The 22,070-nt window shown below is 56.4% G+C and carries 17 protein-coding genes; 10 read left to right on the forward strand and 7 right to left on the reverse strand.

What is annotated here, in order from left to right:
• Positions 1 to 130 precede the first annotated feature (130 nt).
• The gene (locus tag AC5LBQ_RS03655) at positions 131 to 2,839 is read right to left on the reverse strand and encodes a sodium-translocating pyrophosphatase (RefSeq protein WP_493264666.1); all 2,709 of its coding nucleotides are present in this window, start codon (positions 2,837 to 2,839) and stop codon (positions 131 to 133) included.
• Positions 2,840 to 3,190: 351 nt separating this feature from the next.
• On the opposite strand from AC5LBQ_RS03655, the gene AC5LBQ_RS03660 reads away from it, so the two are divergent.
• The 5 genes from AC5LBQ_RS03660 (at position 3,191) to AC5LBQ_RS03680 (ending at position 7,658) form a co-directional block, all read left to right on the forward strand.
• On the forward strand, positions 3,191 to 4,825 hold the full coding sequence (locus AC5LBQ_RS03660; protein WP_297346443.1) for a methyl-accepting chemotaxis protein: 1,635 nt from the start codon (positions 3,191 to 3,193) through the stop codon (positions 4,823 to 4,825).
• Between the two features lie 307 nt (positions 4,826 to 5,132).
• Positions 5,133 to 6,203, forward strand: a complete 1,071-nt coding sequence (gene infC / locus AC5LBQ_RS03665) for a translation initiation factor IF-3 (RefSeq protein ID WP_307741716.1) — start codon at positions 5,133 to 5,135, stop codon at positions 6,201 to 6,203.
• 1 nt (position 6,204) lies between these two features.
• Entirely contained in the window at positions 6,205 to 6,399 is a 195-nt protein-coding gene (rpmI, locus tag AC5LBQ_RS03670; protein WP_004006656.1) for a 50S ribosomal protein L35, read from the forward strand.
• A 19-nt stretch (positions 6,400 to 6,418) separates the two neighbouring features.
• The gene (gene rplT, locus AC5LBQ_RS03675) at positions 6,419 to 6,802 is read left to right on the forward strand and encodes a 50S ribosomal protein L20 (RefSeq protein WP_282921720.1); all 384 of its coding nucleotides are present in this window, start codon (positions 6,419 to 6,421) and stop codon (positions 6,800 to 6,802) included.
• Between the two features lie 28 nt (positions 6,803 to 6,830).
• The gene (locus AC5LBQ_RS03680) at positions 6,831 to 7,658 is read left to right on the forward strand and encodes a TrmH family RNA methyltransferase (RefSeq protein ID WP_491680975.1); all 828 of its coding nucleotides are present in this window, start codon (positions 6,831 to 6,833) and stop codon (positions 7,656 to 7,658) included.
• A 48-nt stretch (positions 7,659 to 7,706) separates the two neighbouring features.
• Here the strand turns inward: AC5LBQ_RS03680 and tpx are convergent, their stop codons facing one another.
• The 5 genes from tpx to rpmB all read right to left on the reverse strand — a co-directional run bounded on the left by tpx (position 7,707) and on the right by rpmB (position 12,437).
• Entirely contained in the window at positions 7,707 to 8,204 is a 498-nt protein-coding gene (tpx, locus tag AC5LBQ_RS03685) for a thiol peroxidase (RefSeq protein WP_298633564.1), read from the reverse strand.
• A gap of 245 nt (positions 8,205 to 8,449) precedes the next feature.
• A complete protein-coding gene (locus AC5LBQ_RS03690) occupies positions 8,450 to 8,737 on the reverse strand; it encodes a hypothetical protein (RefSeq protein ID WP_491680974.1) in 288 nt (95 codons plus the stop codon).
• A gap of 18 nt (positions 8,738 to 8,755) precedes the next feature.
• The gene (locus AC5LBQ_RS03695) at positions 8,756 to 10,243 is read right to left on the reverse strand and encodes an inorganic phosphate transporter (RefSeq protein WP_493264667.1); all 1,488 of its coding nucleotides are present in this window, start codon (positions 10,241 to 10,243) and stop codon (positions 8,756 to 8,758) included.
• Between the two features lie 239 nt (positions 10,244 to 10,482).
• Positions 10,483 to 11,781: a hypothetical protein gene (locus tag AC5LBQ_RS03700; RefSeq protein WP_295027081.1), complete on the reverse strand. Its 1,299-nt coding sequence runs from the start codon at positions 11,779 to 11,781 to the stop codon at positions 10,483 to 10,485.
• A 458-nt stretch (positions 11,782 to 12,239) separates the two neighbouring features.
• Positions 12,240 to 12,437 carry a 50S ribosomal protein L28 gene (rpmB, locus tag AC5LBQ_RS03705; protein ID WP_295028692.1) on the reverse strand — a complete coding sequence of 66 codons (198 nt, stop codon included), beginning with the start codon at positions 12,435 to 12,437 and terminating at the stop codon, positions 12,240 to 12,242.
• A gap of 268 nt (positions 12,438 to 12,705) precedes the next feature.
• On the opposite strand from rpmB, the gene aspA reads away from it, so the two are divergent.
• The 4 genes from aspA (at position 12,706) to AC5LBQ_RS03725 (ending at position 20,956) form a co-directional block, all read left to right on the forward strand.
• A complete protein-coding gene (gene aspA / locus AC5LBQ_RS03710; protein ID WP_297346449.1) occupies positions 12,706 to 14,151 on the forward strand; it encodes an aspartate ammonia-lyase in 1,446 nt (481 codons plus the stop codon).
• Between the two features lie 171 nt (positions 14,152 to 14,322).
• On the forward strand, positions 14,323 to 15,942 hold the full coding sequence (locus tag AC5LBQ_RS03715) for a hypothetical protein (protein WP_493264668.1): 1,620 nt from the start codon (positions 14,323 to 14,325) through the stop codon (positions 15,940 to 15,942).
• An 86-nt stretch (positions 15,943 to 16,028) separates the two neighbouring features.
• Complete coding sequence (locus tag AC5LBQ_RS03720) at positions 16,029 to 18,479, forward strand: ATP-dependent DNA helicase RecG (RefSeq protein ID WP_493264669.1); 2,451 nt, start codon at positions 16,029 to 16,031, stop codon at positions 18,477 to 18,479.
• 41 nt (positions 18,480 to 18,520) lie between these two features.
• Entirely contained in the window at positions 18,521 to 20,956 is a 2,436-nt protein-coding gene (locus AC5LBQ_RS03725; protein ID WP_493264670.1) for a tellurium resistance protein TerC, read from the forward strand.
• On the opposite strand, the gene rsmD is transcribed toward AC5LBQ_RS03725, so the two are convergent.
• Positions 20,922 to 21,488 carry a 16S rRNA (guanine(966)-N(2))-methyltransferase RsmD gene (gene rsmD, locus AC5LBQ_RS03730; RefSeq protein ID WP_282921710.1) on the reverse strand — a complete coding sequence of 189 codons (567 nt, stop codon included), beginning with the start codon at positions 21,486 to 21,488 and terminating at the stop codon, positions 20,922 to 20,924. The genes AC5LBQ_RS03725 and rsmD overlap by 35 nt on opposite strands.
• Before the next feature lie 38 nt (positions 21,489 to 21,526).
• On the opposite strand from rsmD, the gene coaD reads away from it, so the two are divergent.
• Positions 21,527 to 22,069: a pantetheine-phosphate adenylyltransferase gene (gene coaD, locus AC5LBQ_RS03735; RefSeq protein ID WP_282921709.1), complete on the forward strand. Its 543-nt coding sequence runs from the start codon at positions 21,527 to 21,529 to the stop codon at positions 22,067 to 22,069.
• The last annotated feature ends 1 nt before the right edge of the window (position 22,070 follow it).

Genomic DNA, 22,070 nt, shown 5'->3' on the forward strand with positions numbered 1-22,070 from the left:
CCGCCGATGAGGATGGAGTCGGGGAAGTTCCGTAAGATCCGTCGCACCAGGGTGTCTCCGGCAGAGTGTCCGGACACTCGCCCGGCTTCGTCAACTTGGGCATTTTCCCATTTAATTGCCAGTTTCATGGTTATTCCCCTTTCCTTTCTGCAGCCTGGTCAGGTGGCTGCGGGGGATTGCTTGGCGATGATTCTTCCGTTAGTTCAAGGTCGGGAACTTGATCCAAGAGGTCGGTGTCCGGGCTGTCATCCGTTGGTGAGGAGTCGAGAATCTCGTCTAGCGCGGCCGCGTCAATGGGGGCTTCGATACCACCGGGACGCGGCATAATCTTCATTGCCGGCCGGGTGACCCGGTCTTTCACGCTGGGGATTCCGTTCAAAGCCGTGTCGACCGGAGGTTCGTGATCGTGCATGGAGTCACGAGAGGCGCCGCGGATACGCATCTGATAGAAACTGCACCACACGAAGTAGGCTGAAGCCACGAAAAAGACCCCGGCCAGGATATGCACCAAGCGCGCCTGACCCTGGTTCGTTAAACTCACCGCTAACTCCACAGCCAACAGGCCAAACAAGGTGGTGAATTTGATAATCGGGTTCAGAGCCACCGAGGACGTGTCCTTGAACGGATCGCCGACCGTATCCCCGACGATGGTTGCATCGTGCAGTTCGGTGCCTTTCATGTGCAAATCGACTTCCACGACTTTCTTTGCATTGTCCCAAGCCCCGCCAGCGTTAGCCATGAATATAGCCTGGTAGAGGCCAAAAATAGCGATAGAAATCAAGTAGCCGATGAAAAAGAACGGCTCGACAAACGCGAAAGACAGTGTGGCAAAGAACACCGCCAGAAAGATAAGCAACATGCCCTGCTGGGCGTACTGCGTGCAAATCTCGACGACCGCTCGGCTGTCCTTTTCGGAGGCACGTTCGTTGCTGGCATCGAGGTGAATATTCTCTTTGATAAACGCCACAGCTCGGTTTGCCCCGGTCGTTACCGCCTGGATAGAGGCCCCAGAGAACCAGTAAATGACGGCGCCCCCGGTAATCAACCCCAGCAGGAACGGGGCGTGAAGCAGTGAAAGATTGCCCACGGCTTGTGCATCTTGCAGACGATCTGTGAGCGTCATGATGATAGAGAAAATCATGGTGGTGGCGCCTACCACGGCGGTACCAATGAGAACCGGCTTTGCCGTGGCTTTAAACGTGTTACCGGCCCCGTCGTTGTCCTCCAGCATGAGTTTCGCGGTGTCCCAAGCGGGTTTAATGGTGAAGTCAGCCATCAACTCGGCTTCGATGTTTTCTACCGATTCGATACGCGACAGTTCGTAGACTGATTGGGCATTGTCGGTGACCGGACCGTAGGAATCAACGGCGATGGTCACCGGACCCATCCCCAAGAAACCAAAAGCTACCAGGCCAAACGCAAATACTGCCGGAGCTGCCATCAGGGATTCCGGTATCAGCAGGGAAATCAGGAAAGCGATTCCCATCAGACCCACAATGGTGATTCCCAGCCAGTATCCGGACATATTGCCGGAAACCATCCCGGACAAAATGTTCAGCGAAGCACCACCCTCACGAGAGGATTTCACGGTTTCCCGCACGAAACGCGCTTTTGTGGAGGTAAATACCTTCACCAGTTCGGGAATCAGGGCTCCCGCGAGGGTCCCGCAGGTCACGATGGTCGCCAGTTTCAGCCACAGGTGGTTGCCTTGTTCACCCACCACAAAGAAAGTCACCAGGAAAATCAATACGATGCACAGAATCGAAGTCAACCAGACCAACGTCGTCAGCGGGGTTTCAAAGTTCATGCGTTTCGCGTCCCCGTAACGCCCCTTGACCCACACAGCGTTGATGGCGTAGGCCAGTGCCGCACCGATAATCATCGCCGCGCGTACCGTAAAGATCCACACCAGCAGCAGCGCCTGAATGGAGGGGTCTGGAACTGCCAGAATGACGTAAGTCACCAGAGCCACGCCGGTGACGCCATAGGTTTCAAAGCCGTCAGCGGAAGGGCCTACCGAGTCTCCTGCATTGTCCCCGGTGCAGTCGGCGATGACTCCGGGGTTACGCGGGTCGTCCTCGTCAATTTTGAACACGATTTTCATGAGGTCCGCACCGATATCGGCAATCTTGGTAAAGATACCACCTGCGATACGCAGGGCGGACGCCCCTAGAGACTCCCCGATAGCAAAACCGATGAAGCACGAACCTGCCACGTCAGCGGGCAGGAACACCAGAATAACCAGCATCATGAACAGTTCGAGGGAAATCAGCACGGTCCCGATGGACATCCCGGCCTGCAGCGGAATCTGGTGAACGGGGTAGGGTTTGCCGCGCAGCGAGGCAAAAGCCGCCCGGGCGTTAGCGAAAGTGTTGACCCGAATACCGAACCAGGCTACGGCAAACGAACCGCCCATCCCCAGCAAGCTGAATAGCACCACAATCCCGACTTTGCCCCAGCTGAAACCCACCAGCACCTTGTAATAGACGAGGATAATGACCGTGATGAAAGCCCACAGCAACAGCAGGAACTTACCTTGTTTCACCAAGTAGGCTTTGCAGGTGGAGTAAATGAGTTCGGCAACGTCCAACATGGATTTATGCACCGGCAGGCTGCGGAGTTTAAAGAACGTCACTGTTCCAAACACTAGACCGGCGATGCACACCACCATGCCAAAAATCAGCAGGCTGGTTCCGGGGATGCCGTGTATGTTGGCGAGGGATAAGTCGGGAAGTATCAGGTTTGCCTCCCCACCGCCAGGTCCGTCGCCTTGTCTCGCACTAGTTTGCGGGAGTGCCCCCGCCAGGCTTGCAGCCAGGACCTTTAGGTTAGGAATCATTGGTTAGCCTCGCTTCTATAAGTCTCTACCTCACCCGTAATTTTAGGCGGAATTTTCAGTATTTTTGGGGATTCTAGGGGGTTAGCTTGGGTTACGTCTGACAAAGCCGGCTCTGGCGGTCCCATAATTGTCCTTAAGAACCAATTGTCATTACTTAATATCGTGGGCGTAGTGGCTGATGGCACACGTATTCAGAATAATCAAAATTTTGAGAGTTGAATAAACAAAAAATATATGGCTGAACTCCATACCAAACAAACCGTACTACTGTACACTTTTTGGAAATATGGCTAAAGAATGTTTAGGTTCTCGCCGTATGACGGCAAAAAGTCCATTTATCAAGGAGGAACAATGGCAAAGAATATCTCTCGCTCGGCGAAACGTTTTACTATCGCCATGAAGCTGGCTTTGATTACCCTGGTAATGGTGCTGGCTATGGCGCTGATTGCTGTGGTCGGGGTGATTGGTTTGCGCTCCGTCAATGCCGCCACCGCCGAGACTATGGAAGCCTCGGCGCTTAAGGAACCTATTCAAAAAATTTGGCATGCTGAAGTTTATGTACGCATGATGAGCGACTGGGTAGCGCTGGAACTGACGACTAAAGATAAGGATGGCGATAAGGAACGAGTCGATAAACACGATGCCATTATCGAAGAATCCATCCAGGCAATCAGTGAATCCCCGGAATCAAAGTACCTTCCCACCTTCCCGAAATTCGTTGAAACTTATCAAGAGTGGAAGACTCTGCGGGCTAATCATCTGGTTCCTATGGCCTATGCTGTCCAGGACGGCCCGAACTACGCCACGGATTTTTGGGTTTACGGTCTAGAGACTTTTGAGAAAGGGCCGCAGGACAACCTCGGTCTCATTAACACTATGGAAGAACAGCTCACCCAGGTTGGCGTGGAAATCGATAAGCGCGTCTCCACGGCAAAAGCGGACGCTGCTCGAGCTCAAACTACTATGTTCCTCGGGGTGGGCGGGGTCGCTCTAGTCAGCATCGTCATCGCGATCCTGTTGAGCGTAAATATGACTCGACGCATCGTTAATCCCATTCGCCAAGTTAACCAGGGTCTGGAGGCTTTAGCTGGCGGTAACCTGACCGTACACATGGACATTAAGAGCAACGATGAGGCTGGCGACATGGCTCGTAATATGAACCTGGCCACCGAAAGCCTACGTGGACTGATTGTCGAAACTTACAATGTTTCTGCCAAGGTCAAAGAGTCCTCACAGCGCGTTACGAACACTCTGGACGAGGTCGCGAGCAGCGCATCCCAGGCCAATAGTCTGATTGCGAAAGTCGATACCAGCTCAGAACATGTCTTTTCCAACGTGTCCACCATTGCAGCCGGTTCGGAACAGATGGGTGCGTCTATCCGCGAGATATCTTCTAACGCTACAGAGGCGGCTTCGGTTGCTCGCAATGCCACACAGGTTGCCGAGCATACGAACAAGGTCGTAGCGAAACTGGGGGAGTCTTCACAGGAAATCGGGGAAGTCGTAAAAACCATTACTAAGATTGCAGAGCAGACCAACCTGTTGGCTTTGAACGCCACGATTGAGGCGGCCCGCGCTGGCGATGCGGGGAAAGGCTTCGCGGTTGTGGCTGGTGAAGTGAAGGATCTCGCTGCCGAGACCGGCAGGGCCACGGAGGAAATTTCTACCCGTATTGAGCAAATTCAAACCGATACTACCGGCGCAGTGGAAGCTATCGAAGAAATATCTGAAATTGTCTCTCAAATCTCTGATTTCCAAACTACTATTGCCTCTGCGGTGGAAGAACAAACTGCTACTACGAATGAAATGAGCCGTTCTACTGCAGACGCGGCTTCGATTGCGAACGAAATCAACAGCATGATTACCTCGGTAGCTCAGGGAGGACAAGGAATTTCAGAATCGGTGGAGCACCTTTTAGAGGCTACTTCGGAACTGCGAGCCTTCGCAGATGAACTCGAATGCCACATGAGTGGATTCCAGGTTTAGCACAGCCTTTCGGTCTTTTGCTATATGGGGGACGCTGCTGCGGCGGCGTCCCCCTAGCTTGAATCTGACAAAATTCGAATCGGGAGTTCTCTTGCAATGGAGTGAATCCTGTCTAGGTGTGCAAAGCCAATTGTGCGAAAACCTCGCAGATACGCTAGAATCTAGTCTGTTCGGCTGTATGCCGAAGCAAGCGGAAAGTTTTTCCCACCTCCACCCGGTGCAGTTTTCCTTCGGAGACGCACGTCTTGGGTTACGGTCTAAAGCGCTCGGCTGTGCTTTTTATGACACAGACGTGGGGTAACTTTGTGTGTGCTTTGGCTCGCGGCGTGGTTACAAGCAAGGAGTCCTCATTACTGACGTAAGGATTAATGACCAAATTCGGGTGCCAGAAGTGCGCCTGATTGGTGCTAACGGCGAACAAATCGGAGTGGTGGCCACTATGAAGGCTATCACCTTGGCCGATGACGCCGGTCTGGACCTGGTGGAAGTTGCCCCCGAAGCGCATCCTCCGGTGTGCAAACTGATGGATTACGGTAAATACAAGTACGAAGCCGCGCAAAAGGCTCGCGATCAACGCCGGAATCAGGCCAGTACGCAGCTGAAAGAAATCCGCCTGGGACTGAAGATTGACGACCACGACTACGAGGTGAAAAAAGGCCACATTCTGCGTTTCCTCGATGGCGGAGACAAAGTCAAAATCATGATTAAGTTCCGGGGACGGGAACAGAGCCGCCCTGAAATGGGCATCAAACTTTTGGAACGTTTGGCTGAAGACATCGCAGATGATGGTGTTGTTGAGTCCGCCCCCCGGCAGGACGGTCGTTCCATGACTATGGTAATCGGCCCGGTTAAGAAAAAGACTGACGCCGTGAGCCAACAGCGCAAGCGCCGCGAAGACGAACGTCAAGCGAAGCGTGACGCCAAGGCGGAACGGGCTTTGCGCAACCAGCAACGCGTGGCTCAACAAGCGAACGCCCCGGTTTTGAAGCCGCTGACTTTCGATCAGCTCGGTTCGGGCAACCTGGCCGCCGCGGCTTCCCAGGCTCCTGAGCCTCTCGCCGCGAAGCCGGCTGCCAAATCGCCAGCACGAAAGAAACCGGCCAGTTCTACCACGTCCGAAACCTCGGAGCCAGCGGCGAACCCTGTGGCTGATACAGACCAAAGCCCGGATGACGCAAAACCGGCCACTCGGAAAGCGCCGGCTCGGAAAACGGCTGCGAAAACCACTGCGGCGGCCGATAAACCTGCTGCCACCAGTGCCAAGGCTCCTGCCCGGAGAACGACTGGCACCACCAAGAAAGCTGCCCCCAAGACAACCGCGGGCAAAACCGATAAACCGGCCACCAAGAAGGCCCCGCTTAAGAAAGAGGAGAAATAATATGCCAAAGAATAAAACCCATTCTGGGACTAAAAAGCGGATTCGTGTTACAGGCTCCGGAAAGCTGATGCGCGAACAGACTAACAAACGCCACCTGCTGGAACACAAGTCGTCTCGGCGGACTCGTCGCCTCAGCCAGGATCAGGTCGTGGCTCCCGCTGACGTGAAACGCATGAAGAAGCTGTTGGGTAAGTAAAGGAAAAAGGAGATAAATCATGGCACGTGTCAAGCGCGCAGTAAACGCTCACAAGAAACGCCGCACCACTCTGGAACGGGCCGAGGGCTACCGCGGCCAGCGTTCTCGCCTGTACCGTAAGGCTAAGGAACAGGTCACCCACAGTTTTGTGTATAACTACCGCGACCGCAAGGCGCGCAAGGGCGACTTCCGTCGGCTGTGGATCACTCGCATCAATGCGGCTTGCCGCGCCCAGGGCATGACCTACAATCGCTTCATGCAGGGTCTGCGTTTGGCTGGCATTGAAGTCGATCGGCGGATGCTAGCGGAACTGGCAGTTAGCGACATTGCGGCTTTCAACGAATTGGTTAAAGCTGCACAGGCTGCTCTGCCCAAAGATGTAAACGCTCCCGCGGCCGCCTAAAGCCCGGCGTTTATCAATCGAAAACTCTATGGTGGAACGTCGCGAAATCCTCGACAACCCCGGAAGCGAACGCATCCGGAAGGTGGCGGGGCTTTCGCGGCGTTCCGCGCGTTTGCGCTCGGGTTTAACGCGGGTGGAAGGTCCCCAAGCGGTCACTGAGCTGCTGCATAGTGCCCCTCAGGGGGCGGTGACAGATTTATTTGTGACCGAGGCGGGCGCCGAGACTCGCCCGGAACTGTTGGATTTTGCTCAGTCCACAGTATCTGCGGTGGGGCTGCATATTCATATTATTTCCCCGCAAGTTGAGAAGGTGCTGAGTGATGCCGCACAAGGGTGGATTGCGGTAGCGCGTTTTGAGGCTTTTCCGTCCGTGCCGGCCTCGCCGGAGGGGACCCTGGCTTTGATTCTGCCCGCTACTCAAGACCCGGGCAACGCGGGGACGTTGATTCGGCTGGCTGATGCCTGCGGGGCCTCAACGGTGTTTATGGGGCAAGACTGTGCCGATGCGACCAGTCCGAAAGTCATTCGCGCTTCGGTGGGCAGTGTGTTCCATGTTCCCACGCCGCGGTTTCAGGATTTAGAGGCAGTGGTGGCGGCTCTGCGTGCTGAAGGGTGGACTATTGTGGGCACGTCCCTATCCGGTGACATCATGCTGACCCCGGTTACGGCCGCGACCTGGAGTGACAAGAAGGTCGCTTGGGTCATGGGCAATGAAGCGCACGGGCTGGACGCGACCGAGGAATCCTGGTGCGATGTGTTGGTGTCCATTCCCATGTTTGGGCGTGCCGAGTCCCTCAATGTGACGTCCGCGGCGACCTTGTGCCTGTGGCTGAGCGCGGCCGCGCAGCGGCTGTAGCCGGTGGTTTTGCCGGTCGCCGCTGAACCACAACGAAAACGGGGGAGCCTAGTTCAGTGCTTGCAGAGCCGATTCAAAGTCAGGATCCGTGGTGATTTCGTCGACCAGCTGGGTGTATTTCACCACGCCGTTCGAATCAATAATCACGATGGAACGAGCGAACAATCCGGCCATAGGGGAGTCTGCTAGCTGGACACCGTAGTCCTGGCCGAAGTTGGAACGGAACGCCGAAGTCGTGATGACGTGGTCGATACCTTCCGCGGCGCAAAAACGCCCTAGGGCAAAAGGCAGGTCGCGCGAAACACAGATGACTTCCACCCCGTCGAGCTTGGCGGCTTCGGCATTGAAGCGCCGTACTGAGGCTGCACAAACCCCCGTATCAATGGAGGGGAAAATGTTGAGAAGCACTGTCTTGCCGCGGAAATCAGACAGTTTCGCTTCAGACAGGTCCTGTTTGACAGTCACGAAGTCCGGGGCGGGAGAACCCACCGCGGGCAGTGAACCAACAGTATTTACGGGATTACCTTGCAAATGAGTTGTAGCCATACTTTCATCCTAACAGTGTATTTTCCCGGTCAGGTCGAAACCGTAGTGAGACTAAGCGATCGAAATTTGCGTTTAAATCGGGGTTGCTGGCCTATATAGCCACCTATCCCTGTTTAATCCCCGATTTCTAACGCCCCGCTCGCGATATACCCGGAAAAGACCCCTAATTCGGAGGCTGGAGTCTAAAAAGGTAGTTGCCTCGGCCGGAAACCGAGGCAACTAGTGTCGAATTTTTCAGAAAGTATTTATAATGCCCCAAAGGGTGCCCATCCAGTGTAGAACTCTATGGAGTCTTTTGCCACCCAGACAATAGCGGCCACGATAATGACCGCCAGAGAACCGTAGACTGCCCAGCCCAGAGCTCGCATCTGCGGCGTTGGCTCGGTGTCGGCGATAACTTCACCGGTTTCATCACGAATGGGATCCCCGGCATGAGCGCGCATCCCCAGGGCATAGAGCATGGGAATCCCGGCTCCAAAAATGAGGGCCAAAGCGGCCACTCGAACGATTGCCCAAGCCATTTCGACAGTCATTTTTCATCCTTTCCGAGGTTACTTATCCGGCGATTCCAAAGCGGCGGCGGAAACTGTTTTACCTTCGCTGGCGCTGGCCGTGATGGGAACGTTACGTTCGCCCTTCAGATGCTCGTCAGAAAAGAGCACTTCTTCGAGTTCACGATCGAGTTTGCGTAGCTGCTCAATCAGGTCATCGCGCTGGCGTCTCAGCTCGGTTATCTGGTCAACTCGCGACTGTGAGGTCACCAGTGCGGCTTCGGCGGCTTTATCCAAGCCCTTTTGCATGATTTCGTCGATGTCCTCACGCAGGTTCGCGTCGACCTCGCGGGTCGGCGCGGTTTGTAGCGAAGAATCAATCGACTCGGCGTTCGGATCCCACTCTTCGTTCACGTTGTGAGCCCCCACAGAATTCTTGTGCGAACGCAGCACGATGAGGACCACCATCACCAGCAGGATGGCCAGGTCAAGCAGCGCCCCGACTATGGGGTGCGCCCGACCCGCCAGAGCGGCAATCCACCAGGTTGCATAGCCGACCACACCGGCGCAGGGTAGGGTGATGACCCAAGCGGACGCCATCCGCATGGCGACTCCCCAGCGCACGGTAGCGCCCTTCTTGCCCAACCCGGTGCCCAAGATAGCACCGGTGGTCACGTGGGTAGTGGACAAAGCCATCCCCCCAGCAGCCGAGGTTAGAATGATAGCCGCGGAGGTCGCTTCTGCAGCCATTCCCTGGGGAGGCTCCAGGTCGACCAGACCTTTACCCAAAGTGCGGATAACCCGCCAGCCACCGGAGAGCGTTCCTGCCGCAATTGCTACCGCGCAAGCCAAGATGACCAGGACGGGGATCCGATCCTCCGCAGTTGCGTTACCGGTCGCGATGAGGGCCAGGAAAATCACGCCCATCGTCTTTTGGGCATCGCCCGCGCCGTGAGCCAGTGACACCAGGCAAGCGGTGATGACTTGGCCGTGACGGAAGTGGGAGGCTTTTCGCTCTTTTGGAATCGTGTTCGTAATCCAGTAGACCAGGGCAGTAGCTGTGGCGGACACGCCGGCCGCGATGAGGGGAGAGACCACGGCAGGAATCACAATCTTGCCCAGGATAGAACCCCATTCCACGCCCCCGGCACCCATCGCCGCGAACGCCGCGCCAATCATGCCGCCGAACAGGGCGTGGGAGGAACTGGAAGGTAACCCCAGCAGCCACGTAAACAGGTTCCAGATAATGGCTCCTATCAGGGCGGAAAACACCACCATCAATAGGTTGATACCCTCGGCCTGGTTGGTGAGGTCATAAGAACTCAAATCGACAATGCCGCTGGCGACTGTGGCGGCGACGTTCACGGAGAGGAACGCTCCGACCATGTTCAAACCGGCAGAAATCGCCACCGCTTGAAAGGGCTTGAGGGCACCGGTCGAGATAGAAGTGGCCATGGCATTGGCGGTGTCGTGGAAGCCATTAGTGAAGTCGAAAGAAAGTGCCGTAATGATGACGATTGCGAGCACGATAGTGGCAGTTATTTCCAAAGCAGCATCCTTAGGATTGTGAGTGTGACTGCCGGAAGTTCAAGCCGCCGTTCGTAACTGGCAGCCCTCACCCGGTAATCCAAAGGAACTCTACCTTTCGACTGTTAACTGAACATTGCACGAATGTTAAATGCGTGTAAATTATGGGCAGAATTTTTGTTAAAACTTTTGGGGAGGCTCACTGCGGTGAACCTCCCCAAAAGTTTATTTTCTGAGCAAATTTTTTGCACGCAACAGGCTTAGAAAACGCCCAGGTTCGCTTTGGCTTTGCGGCCGTCAGTCAAGGTGACACCCAAGGTGCGGGAATCCAGGTAACGGTCATTGCTGATAGAAACATCTTTCGCCAAGCGGCCCAGTTGAGAAACCTCAATCCAGTTCTGCAAGCGCTTGTCCTTGCCATTCGCGCTGCCGATGTAGCCGTCGCCGAAGTTGAAGTTAGCGAGCAGCATCTCCTGCTGGGGCTTAATCAGGTTGGACATCGTGACGCGGAAGGTGCGCGTGGAGGTAGCGCGATCGAAGCCAAGATCCTCAACCGTAGAACCCTTGAACTGGCCGGTGGTGATGCGGCGATCTACACCCTGCGGGCCAGAAACCTGGTGAACTTTGACCAAGAAAGACACCGTCGGGAACTCACCGTAGTAGTTTTCGGTACCCACGTTCTTAACCCGTAGCGCTACGGTACCGGCGTAACCGGCAGCCTTAGCGGTCGAAACCGTGAGGAAGGGGGCCAAGTCGAGCTTGCCATCATTCACGGCGTTCGGGTCAACCGGCTTCAGCTCGGTGGAGGCCACGAACTTTTCGGTGGGGTGGGGGAAACCAGCATCCTGAGAAGCATTCGTGTCGCCGTTGCCGCCCAGAGCGCCATCTGGGGTGGCGTACATCTTGACGACAACTTCGTTCTTAACCGGGGCCTTGGAGGTCCAGGCGAAAGCATGGCCCCAAGTGCCGTTAGGCTTACAAGCCTGCTGAGTGCCGGTCATGGTGATGGTACGGAAGCCATAAGTGGCTTCACCAGTGTTGCCGGCAGGAACCTGGTAAGGGCCAATCTGTTGACCAGCGGTGTAGGACAGCGAGTACGAGATGGAGTAGCCAATGGTCTTGGCCAGCGAAGCGGTGATAGACGCGTTGGGACCTTCACCTGCGGGAGTGTTGGTCGAAGCGGTGGCACTGACTCCCGCGTTCAAGTCGCTGTGGTAAGAGAAGCTGATGGTCTCGGTCTTGGACAGAGTTTGGGTCAGCGGTACCGAGGCGTTGGTACGGTTGGTGGTGGAAATCGTACCTTTGGGCTCGAAGTTGGTCGAGACTTTGTAGATGACGGTACGCAGGTCCTCACCGGCGTTACACACCGGGTAAGCGTTCAAAACGTTCGCCTTCAGGTAGTTGTTTGCCCGGTAGGTGTTGACCACGGGCAGTTTGTCGTTATTCTGAACGGTTTCCGGGGTGAAGTCCTGGAAGGAGTCGGCGTGTGCCGGAACTAAGAAGGCGCCGCCCAATAAGGCTGCACCCGCCACAGAGGCGAAAATGTGTTTTACTTTCATGTTTTCTCCATACGTAGTTGCTATATTCACCGCTGAATGTTCAGAGCCAGAGACAACCCTGTCGCTGCGCACCCAGCTTACGGAGAGATTACCACCAGGCTACGCTCAGGAAAAATTCAGAAAAAGATGCCCGTTAAATGTTCCGATTAGAGCGAGTAAACCGCTAAATAGCGCGGAAAAATCGGGGTCGAGGGGAGTTGAAATCTTGATTTTTGCGCAAAAATTGCCGTGGCGGGGTTTTACCGCCGTTATGGGGCGCAAAATAGGCATTGAACTGGAATTTCATCCAATTCTAGCGGAGTTCAAAAGGTGAATACAACTGTACGAAAACTACTAATTTATTTACAAAAATTTATCATTTAGAGCTGCGGCCGGAAGCGGGCTTGTGCTGACAACGTGAAAAAACAAAAACCGCGCCAAGGAGAACCTTGACGCGGCATTCAAGAAGTGAAACGGGGTTAGCGACCCGTGTTGCGCACCACGCGATTGGACTTGATGCACTTGGTGCAGACGTTCAAATGACGGGGGGTGCCATTAACGATGGCGCGAACCCGCTGAATGTTCGGGTTGAAACGACGCTTGTTACGCCGGTGTGAGTGAGACACACTCATCCCGAAACCGGGACCTTTTCCACATACATCGCATACCGCAGCCATGTTCTTACCTCTGATTTCCTGTAATTCTTCAAAGTCATTCACGGGTTTTGCACCCGTAGCTCGCAACGAGCAACCTCACTATGATAAGGCAAACTGGGCCGATTCTCAAATCGAACCCCGCTTTAAAAGCAGATTCGTTACGCGCGCCCAAGACACCGGTCGTTCTGAAACACGACGCTGAACCCGCAGACTAGAATGGGACTGCTAGAACGCCGTTGTTCTGGCAAAACGGTGTAGAAATCCTTTTTCCAGGGAACAGATAGGAGCGATGATGGCTGGGCGTATCGAAGAGGACCTGCTGGGGAAACGTGAAATTCCTGAGGATGTTTACTACGGGGTGCAAACCCTGCGCGCAATCGAGAATTTCCATATATCGGGTAAAAAAATCCAGGATGTTCCGGAGTTCGTGCGAGCCATGGTCCAGGTCAAAAAGGCAGTGGCGTTAGCGAATGAAGAGTTGCACGTGCTTCCCCACGACATCGCTCGCGCCATTGTGGCCGGCTGCGACGAAGTTCTAGAGAAGGGCCGAGCCATGGATCAGTTCCCCGTGGATGTGTTCCAAGGCGGGGCGGGCACCTCGGTGAACATGAACACCAACGAAGTCGTGGCGAACTTGGCTTTGGAACTGTTGGGCTACGAAAAAGGCCGCTACGACATCATTAACCCTAATGACCACGTGAACAAGAGCCAATCCACCAACGATGCTTATCCCACCGGTTTTCGCGTGGCCGTGTACACCCAGCTTCACGAAGTGGAGCGGGCAGTACGTGAGCTGTCCGATGCTTTTGCCCGCAAAGGCGAAGAATTCAAAGGCATTCTTAAGATGGGCCGCACCCAGCTGCAGGATGCCGTCCCCATGACATTGGGTCAGGAATTCAACGGTTTTTCAGTCAACATAGGTGAGGAACTGACGCGTTTGTCCGTTGCGGGAAATCTGCTGTTGGAAATGAACTTGGGGGCGACGGCTATCGGCACCGGTGTAAACACGCCGGAGGGCTATCCAAAGGTTGCGTGCCAAAAGCTCTCGGAAGTGACTGGATACGATATCGTTCCGGCGACGAACCTGCTGGAAGCCACCTCAGATAACGGCGCTTACCTGGCAGTTCACGCGGTGCTGAAGCGGCTGGCGTCCAAGCTGTCGAAAATTTGTGATGACCTGCGACTGCTTTCCTCAGGGCCGCGCTGTGGTTTGCATGAAATTAACCTTCCCGAGATGCAGCCGGGTTCCTCGATTATGCCCGCCAAAGTCAACCCGGTTATTCCCGAGGTCGTCGACCAGGTTTGTTTCAAGGTCATGGGCAACGATGTCGCCCTGACCCACGCTGTCGCCGCTGGTCAGCTGCAGCTGAACGTCATGGAACCAGCCGCGGCTCAGTGCATGTTTGAATCCATTGAGCTGCTAACCAACGCTATTGACACCTTGCGCACCAAGTGCATTGACGGTATCACCGCCAACCGTGAAGTCTGCGAAGCGTATGTGCATAACTCCATCGGAATCGTCACCTATCTCAACGACATCATCGGTCACCATAATGGTGACTTGATTGGGAAAGAAGCCGCGAAGACCGGCAAGTCAGTCAGGGAACTGGTCATTGAAAAAGGCTTGATGACCCCCGCGGAGCTTGACGAAGTTCTCAGCTTGGAGTCACTCATGAGTCCCCACTACACCGGCAAGGTTTGGGGCGACGACGAACGGGGTCTGCCCCAGCGTTGAATCCGTGGTGAGGGTCAATTCCCCAGTCTGGTTGGTCCCACTGTCGTTTCGGGTAGCGGCAGTGGGACCGACGTTTATTGTCACCAGAGGCAAAACTGGCCAAACCGGAATGGGAACCGGGAAAACCAGTCGGCAACAGGTAACTTAGGAGGTGACCAGGGAGGAAACAGGTTGGATACCGCGCGACAAAAGTTGGAGACAAAAGACCTTCGCGAATGGTGCGTGCGCACGGGGGAGGTCTTGAATCAGGCGCGGGATTTGCTGGACGACCTCAACACTTTCCCCGTACCGAATTTCAACACCGGGGCTAATCTGGGGAATTCTTGGGCAGCGGCCACGCGTGCGGCGCAAGTCCTGAGTCCCTCCCTGCGCCCCGCGGAATTTATGGGCGCGCTGAGCCGGGAAGTCGCGAAATTTCCCTACGGATCAGTCGGGATTTTCCTTGCTTCCGGCTTTGCTGCATGCGCGGAAGCCTGGGGGGATGCGCCCGTGGTGCGTCCGGCCGATTTGCTGATGGCCATCGATGCCATGGACAGGGCGTTTAAGGCAGTCAGCGGGTCAGATACCTGGGAATTCGGGTTGTCCCGATTGATTTCTACCGTTTCGCAACAGCTTTCGGAACTGGAACTGTTGACTTTGTCACAAGTCGTGGACACGGCTTTGGTTTGTGCGCAGGAAGCTACCATTGATTCCGCTGACGCTCACGGCGGGGTGGGAGATGCCGGCCTGGCGGGGGCCTGCCTGATTTTTGCTTCCTTGGCTGACCTGGCTGCCACAGCTGAAGGTGATGCCGCCACCAATGTTTCCACGGTGCAAGCCATGTTACGCGATTGGGCTAATCGTTCGCGTATCGTTGCGGAAAGTCTGCGGCACACGGTGCCGGGCGGTGAATTTGCCGCCACTTTCCATTTTGAGGCCATGGATATACCTACCGGAAAGCTGCGGGACAGTCTGCGGGCGGCCAGCTCTGAAATACTGGTTTGTAAAATTTTAGATGAAATCGGAGTGGGACGTTTCGTAGCGCACGTACACACCCCCTCGCCTCTGGCAGCCCTGCCATATCCGCACGGAGCTGTGCTGATTCATCATCTCGGCCTCCGCCCTGAAGCCCTCGAAGGCGACGAAGATCCCCTGACTAAACTCACTGCTGATTTTGACAATGTGGTGGTTTTGTCTGACTTTGCCGCCCGCCAGGCCCCGCTGGTGACTCCGGGGCTGCTGGTCCTCAGCTCCGCGCCGGCACTGGTGGAGACCTACGCTAGAGCGGGAGCCACGGTCCTTTTAGGCACGGAAAATCCCGAACAGATTTGTTGGGCCTGGCGCTCCATCCCCAAAGGCCGCGCTACTCTCATCATTCCCACTACCCCTGAAGCGCGCGAAATGGCTCTGACAATACGCGATTCCCTGGACGATACCGAGTGCGCGGACGCTCCTGTGATGGTGGCGGATACCGACGATGAGTTGAGCGCAGCGTGGCTGGTGCAGTCCTTGCAAGGGAAACGGTTTCGCGGGGCAGCTTCGGAGCAGCTGCGCGATTTGGAAACCGCTTGCCGGGATTTGAAAGCCAGCATCCGGGTTGAACCCTTGTCTGATCATGACTTGGACACCCAGATTCGCGACCTTGTCAACGACCTGGGGTCGAACCGGGAACTCCACGCGGTCATCAGTTCCGAAAATGTCAGCACGGACCGGATGAAGTTGCAGCTCGCTTTGGCGAACTACGCGGACATTGAACTTGTCGCCTATTACGGAGGACAGCCCGGCCCCACCTGCATCGGAGTTCGGTTTTGACATCTGTGGTGTGTTTCCCCGCGGTGACCTCCGCTTTTCCAACACTTCCGAATTTTCGGTGAGAGGCTCCCTGATAAGGTGAAACCATGGTGAACTTGCAGACTCCTCTGGAGCGGATAGTTAAGGCGAAATCCGTCGTCTCTAAGTTCGCTCACCTGGGGGTATTGACCTTGGGTGATTTGCTGTGGTACCCGCCGCGGCGAACCTATCGATGGGGAGAACTGACCCGTTTTGACTCGCTAATCCCCGGGGCGGATGTCACAGTTTTTGCGGTGGTGATGGATTCGCGTCTGGGCAGGACTCGCCGCCACGACAAAGCCATGCTCACGGTAACCCTGCAGGACCAGCTGGAAACGGACGCTTTCGACGAGGGAGGATTCCGTCCGGACTTGTGGGGAAAGAGGGCCAACCGACTGACCGTGCGTTTCTTTGCGAAACACCCCAACGCCTTAAACATGCACGCAAATCGCCTGGAAAAGGGGACTTTAGCGGTTTTTGCCGGGCGACTTTCGGGTAAACCGGGTAGCCGGGCCAGCGAAGCCTTCTTGGCTCATCCGGAATACCGGGTGCTGGCCGATTATGACCCGGAAGTCGTGAAAACCCTCTCAACCCGCCCCCAGCCGCTCTATCATGCCACCGCGGGCCTGCCCTCGTGGAAAATCGGGAAAATCATCGACACTCAGCTGCTGATGCTAAATCCCGCGGAGATTCCCGAAGCCATCCCCGACTCGCTGCGCCGCGAGAGAAACCTGCCTGATGCCTACACAGCCTTGCTCGGCTTGCACCACCCGGAAACCGATGCTCAATACCAGGCTGCTGTGGACTATCTGCGGTTCCGTGAGGCATTTACGCTGGGCGCGGCTCTGGCCAAAGCCCGCAACCAGGTCCAAGCCCATCCGGCCTGGTCCTTGCCGGTTTCTCGGGACGCTTCCGCGCCGAGTACGGGTGAGCGCGGGGAACCTGGCGACCTGGTTTCACAAGTCGTGGCGGGGTTGCCTTTCCAACTCACTGCCGGGCAGTGCCAGGTTTGGGATGAAATCGCGGGGGATATTGACCGTGAGGTCCCCATGAATCGGCTGCTGCAGGGGGAAGTGGGGTCGGGCAAGACCGTGGTGTCGGCTTTAGCATGTGTCGCTGCGGTACAAAACGGTTTTCAAGCCGCTTTCATGGCTCCCACCGAAGTCCTCGCCCACCAGCATTTTCAGACCCTGAATCGGTTGTTGGGGGCACTGGCGGATCCTCTGGGCGAGCTATCGGGGGCACAGCCCGGTACGGATAGTGTCCCGCTACGTTTGCTGACCGGTTCGACACCCGCCCTGGAGAAACGAGAAATTGCCGACCGGGGGGCGGCCGGTGAGCCGATGCTGGTGGTGGGAACCCAGGCTCTGCTGACTGAGTCGCTGCACTTGTCTCGCCTGGCCCTGGTGGTGGTTGATGAGCAGCACCGTTTCGGGGTGGAACAACGCGGCGCTCTGCTGGCGAAAGGGGAGCGAGCCCCACATTTCTTGACGATGACCGCTACCCCGATACCGCGAACCGTCGCCATGACGGTGTTTGGGGACTTGGATGTTTCCGTGTTGCGCCAGCTGCCCGCGGGACGCGCGGAGGTCCAGACGTTCCTGGTCAATGAAGCAAATGTGCGGTGGGTCACGCGTGCCTGGAGCCGGGCCGCGGAAGAAATCGAGCGGGGAGGGCGAGTCTATGTGCTTTGCCCCAAGATTGCGCCGGACGCCTCTGAACTGGACTCTGCCGACTCCGCTGCTCTCCAGAACCCTCCGGAAACCGGGCGGAAAAAGCGAAAGACCGCCGCGAAAACCAGCTGGGGCGATGATTTAGCCGGATTTGGAGAACTCGAAGAGCTGGAACCCGGCCGGGTCCTGCACACCGTCACCCAGACTGCGTCACAACTGGCTGAACTGCCCGTATTTAGAGATATTCCGATTGGGGTGGCACATTCCAACCTGGATTCCGGTGCCAAACAACAGGCCGTGGCGGACTTTGCTACGGGTCGAACCCCGCTGCTGGTGTCCACCACGGTTGTGGAAGTCGGTATGGACGTGCCCGAAGCCTCCATGATGATTATCTTGGATGCTGACCGTTACGGGATTTCACAGCTGCACCAGCTGCGAGGGCGGATTGGCCGCGGTTCGCGTCCCGGCGTTTGCCTCGCCATTGCCCCCCTAGATTTCCCGCCCGTTTCGGACAATCTGGCGGATTTGATGGCACAAGCGGGGGAGGGGGCGCTGGCTCCGGCTCTGGCGCGCCTGCTGGCTTTTGCAGCGAGTCGGGACGGGTTCGCGCTGGCTGAAGCTGATTTGAGAATCCGCCGGGAGGGCGATGTCCTGGGTCAAAGCCAGTCGGGCCGCCGTTCCCGGCTAAAGGTGCTTTCCTTGGTTAGTGACGCGGAAGTCATTGCGGCCGCCAAAGCCGCGGCGGCCACGGTGGTGGCAGAAGATCCCCAGCTCAGCGCACATCCGGAGTTGGCTCGGTTGGTGTTTGACCTGGGGGAAGGGGCTCAGAATCTCACGAAGTCCTAGGGAGTACAGCTGGCGTGTTTAAACTTGGTAAAATTCCCTCTGTGTGTTCATGGTGGCGGCGTCTGGGAGCATTTATCGCGATGCTGACGGTGACGCTGGCGGCCCTTCCCCAAGCCAGCGCGATACCTGCCGCTGCCCGCGGGACGCTGGCCGCTCCTGGCCTGTGGGCGCAGGGTGTCAATGTCGCGGCGCCTTCCCCGGACGCACCAGGCGTGCTGTTTTTGGGGATGAGCGGTCTGAAGCCCAGCGACCTCGATTTACAGGGCAATCAGCTGGGGGAAATGCTGGTTCCTTTTACGTTTTCAGCACTGAGCACGCGGTCATTTCGGATTTATACCTGCCCCACCGAAGGATGGATGCAGCTACGGGCTCGCGGCGATGTTGCCGACGAAGAAGGGCGCCGGTTGGCTAAAACTGTAGGGTCGCAATGCCTGGGGATGAAGCTGGTGAAGGGCGATGGCACGGCCGCACAGACACCGGTTCCGGTCGAACCTGTCGCCGCCACGCCCTTGCCAAAATCTGCAGCTGTCACCTATGCCCAATTTAAAGGTCGCACCGAAAACATTACTTGGCCCACGCGCGGGATTTTTGCAACGGATGCTTGGGCGGTCGGACGAAATGCAGGAATACCGCTGGCGAATCGCCGTGGTCAGGTCGCCCACTGGCTGCCCTTGCCGGTCGTCCCCGAAATGGCGCGAATCAATCCTTCCACGCTCGATTCCCTCTATAACGAGCGTACCGGGGCCGGGGCCAGAGCCGCACTTGCCGCCAAAGCCCAACAGCCCACCTCGCCGCTAGGCAAGACCTTAAAGAACCGGACATCTTTGGAATCTGCGTGGCAGAACCTTCTCGCCGCCGCCCCCAGCGATGTTGTGGTGGATTTGGATACGGTTGACACCGCTGTGCTGAATCAGAACACCTACGACACTGCAAAGACCCTGTCCCTACAGCAGCTGGCCGCCATCCTGAGCGCAAATCAGAGCGCGGCGCACCCTCGTCCGGTCATTATCGCTTCTTTGGGGGATTTTGAAGGCGCCAGGTCCCTGCAGCTACTGGCAGCGCAGACTCCCGGGTTGGCGCTTACGGGAGGGGAGTCGGCCGCAACTTCCGACGCTGGGACTCCTGGCACTGGTGTTCTCTACACTTCCACGACTCGCGCCGTCGGCTTAGCAACTCTTGCCGACGTACGCGGTTTAGTGTTGAACGCGCGCACATACCTGGACCCCAAGCTGGTCCCGCCGGCGAATATCACCCTTCCTGAACTGAGAGTTAACCCGGTCGCTAGCGTCGCCGAGGCTTGTTCTGTGATTACCGAGCAGCAGCGTCACGCCAGCTCCGCCCTGCGCGCCAACTCACGGTGGTACCAGGTCTTTCATCTGCTGTCTTACCTGGCGATTGGGGCGCTGATAATCTGGGCTTTTGCGTCGCGCGGCTCGCGGCGTTTAGCAAACAGCTGGTGGGTGGTACGTCTCCTAGGCCTTATTGCCTTCGCGATGCTACCGGCAGCGCTGATTCTGAACTGGATTCCGTGGTGGAACTTGCCCGGTACCGACTCTACGATTGGAGCAATCGCGGTAGCCCTGGCCTTGACCGCGGTGATTGCGGCGGCTTTGGTGGGCATCCTGTGGCGTAGTCCTCACGCGGTGTCTATTCTGGCGGGGATTTCATTCTTTATTTTGGCGCTGGATATTGTCCTGGGTTCCGCCCATCAGCGCAACGGATTCATGGGTTCCCTGGTCCTCAGTTCGCGGCGCTACTACGGCATTTCTAACCGGACCTACATCATTCTCATTGTCGGGGCTCTCCTGGCATTACTACCGGTCCTGCAACGTTTCTGGGGCCAACGCCGGGCCGCCTGGGTCACCGCGGGACTCGGTGTCGCAGTCCTCTTGATTGATGCATTGCCCGGTTGGGGTGCGGACTTCGGGGGACCTCCGGGAATTATTCTGGCCTTTGGGATAGTCGCCTTGATGGCTGCTGGAGTACAACCGCGCTGGTGGCACGCCGGTGTCTGGGTGGTGCTCACACTAGGGGTGATGGGGGCTATCGGCTGGTTCTCCCGCGGTTCAGACAGTCATATCGGGAACTTTTGGTCGAATCTGGGCAGCAGTGAAAGTCAGGAGTTGATTGCCGGAAAAGTCCGTGATGTGCTGCGTTCTTTTGAGAACAACCTCGGGGTCGTCATTCTATTAGCGCTGGTAGTAGTGGCGCTAGTGGTGGCCATGGTGATGGTAAAACGCCGCCAAGTGTCCTGGCCGTGGTGGGTGTCCACCTGGAATCAGCTCACTGACCTGCCTGCCCTGCGCGTCGTGGCTTTGGGTATTTTGTTGGGTATGGCGGTGGCTGTGCCTATCAACGATTCCGGGATGATGATTGTGAAGGAAGCTATCTATCTGGTACTGCCAGCTCTGAGTGCTGTGATTGCACAGCGAGCCATCCAATTCAACCGCAGTCCCGAGCCTGGTGCAAATAAGTGACCAGGGTATCCCCGTAGTTCTTCGTGCCATCGGCTTGCAGTCCCGAAGGAATCTCAGGGGTAGGAAACTTTTTTGATGTCTCCAGTACCATGACCCCCTCTGGGCTGAAGTGTGCGGTCAGGCCTGCCAGAATCTCTGAGAGCACGTAAGGTGCTAAAGCATAAGGGGGGTCCAAGAAAATGAGGTCAAAACAATCCGTGGGTTTCAGTTCAGAAACGTACTTGGCGGCATCTTTCACCAGGACACGGGAGCGGTCCCGATAGTGCAGAGTATCTATGTTCGCACGCAGCACCTTGGCTGCCGACCCGGCGGCGTCGACAAAAACCGCGCTTGCCCCGCCACGAGACAGCGCCTCCAGACCCAGGGCTCCCGAACCGGCGAACAAATCCAAAACCGCGGCACCTTGTGGGAATCCAGAACAAAGCAGGTGGGAAAACATCGCTTCGCGCACCCGCTCGGAAGTGGGGCGGGTTCCCGACTTCGGCACAGTCAGGTGCAAGCCCCCCTTTTCGCCAGCAACAATTCGTGTCACAGACCACAGCCTAGCCGAATTGCCGGTAATCTGGATATGTGACTCAAGCGCTTTGCCCCGGAACTTTTGACCCGTTCACCTATGGACACCTCGATATGGTGCGCCAATGTTTGACCTTTGCAGATGTAGTAGTCATTGGAATTGCCGAGAATTCAAAGAAAACCCCGCTGCTTTCGTTGGATAAACGCATCGAATTGGCTCAGACCACGATTCGGGAAGCGAAACTTGATACCCGCGTCAACGTAGAAATCGTGGAAGGACTGATAGCTGATTTCTGTAAAGAACATCATATTGATGTTATTGCGAAAGGACTGCGTACCTCCCAGGACTTTGATTACGAAAATCCGATGAGTCAGATGAATCGCCAAATCGGGGCTCCGCCGACCGTGTTTGTGGGCTGCAAACCGGCGTTGATTCACGTCTCAAGTTCTATGGTTAAGGAAGTCGCCAGTTACGGAGCTGATGTCTATACGATGGTTTGTGCGGATACCGCGCAAGCTCTGTATGAGGCTTACCAAGTTAGCCCCCCAAACCGGGATAATAATGTCATATCAGCCCGTTTCGACAAGTACAACAGCTAGG

Source organism: Mobiluncus sp. (genome assembly GCF_985070215.1).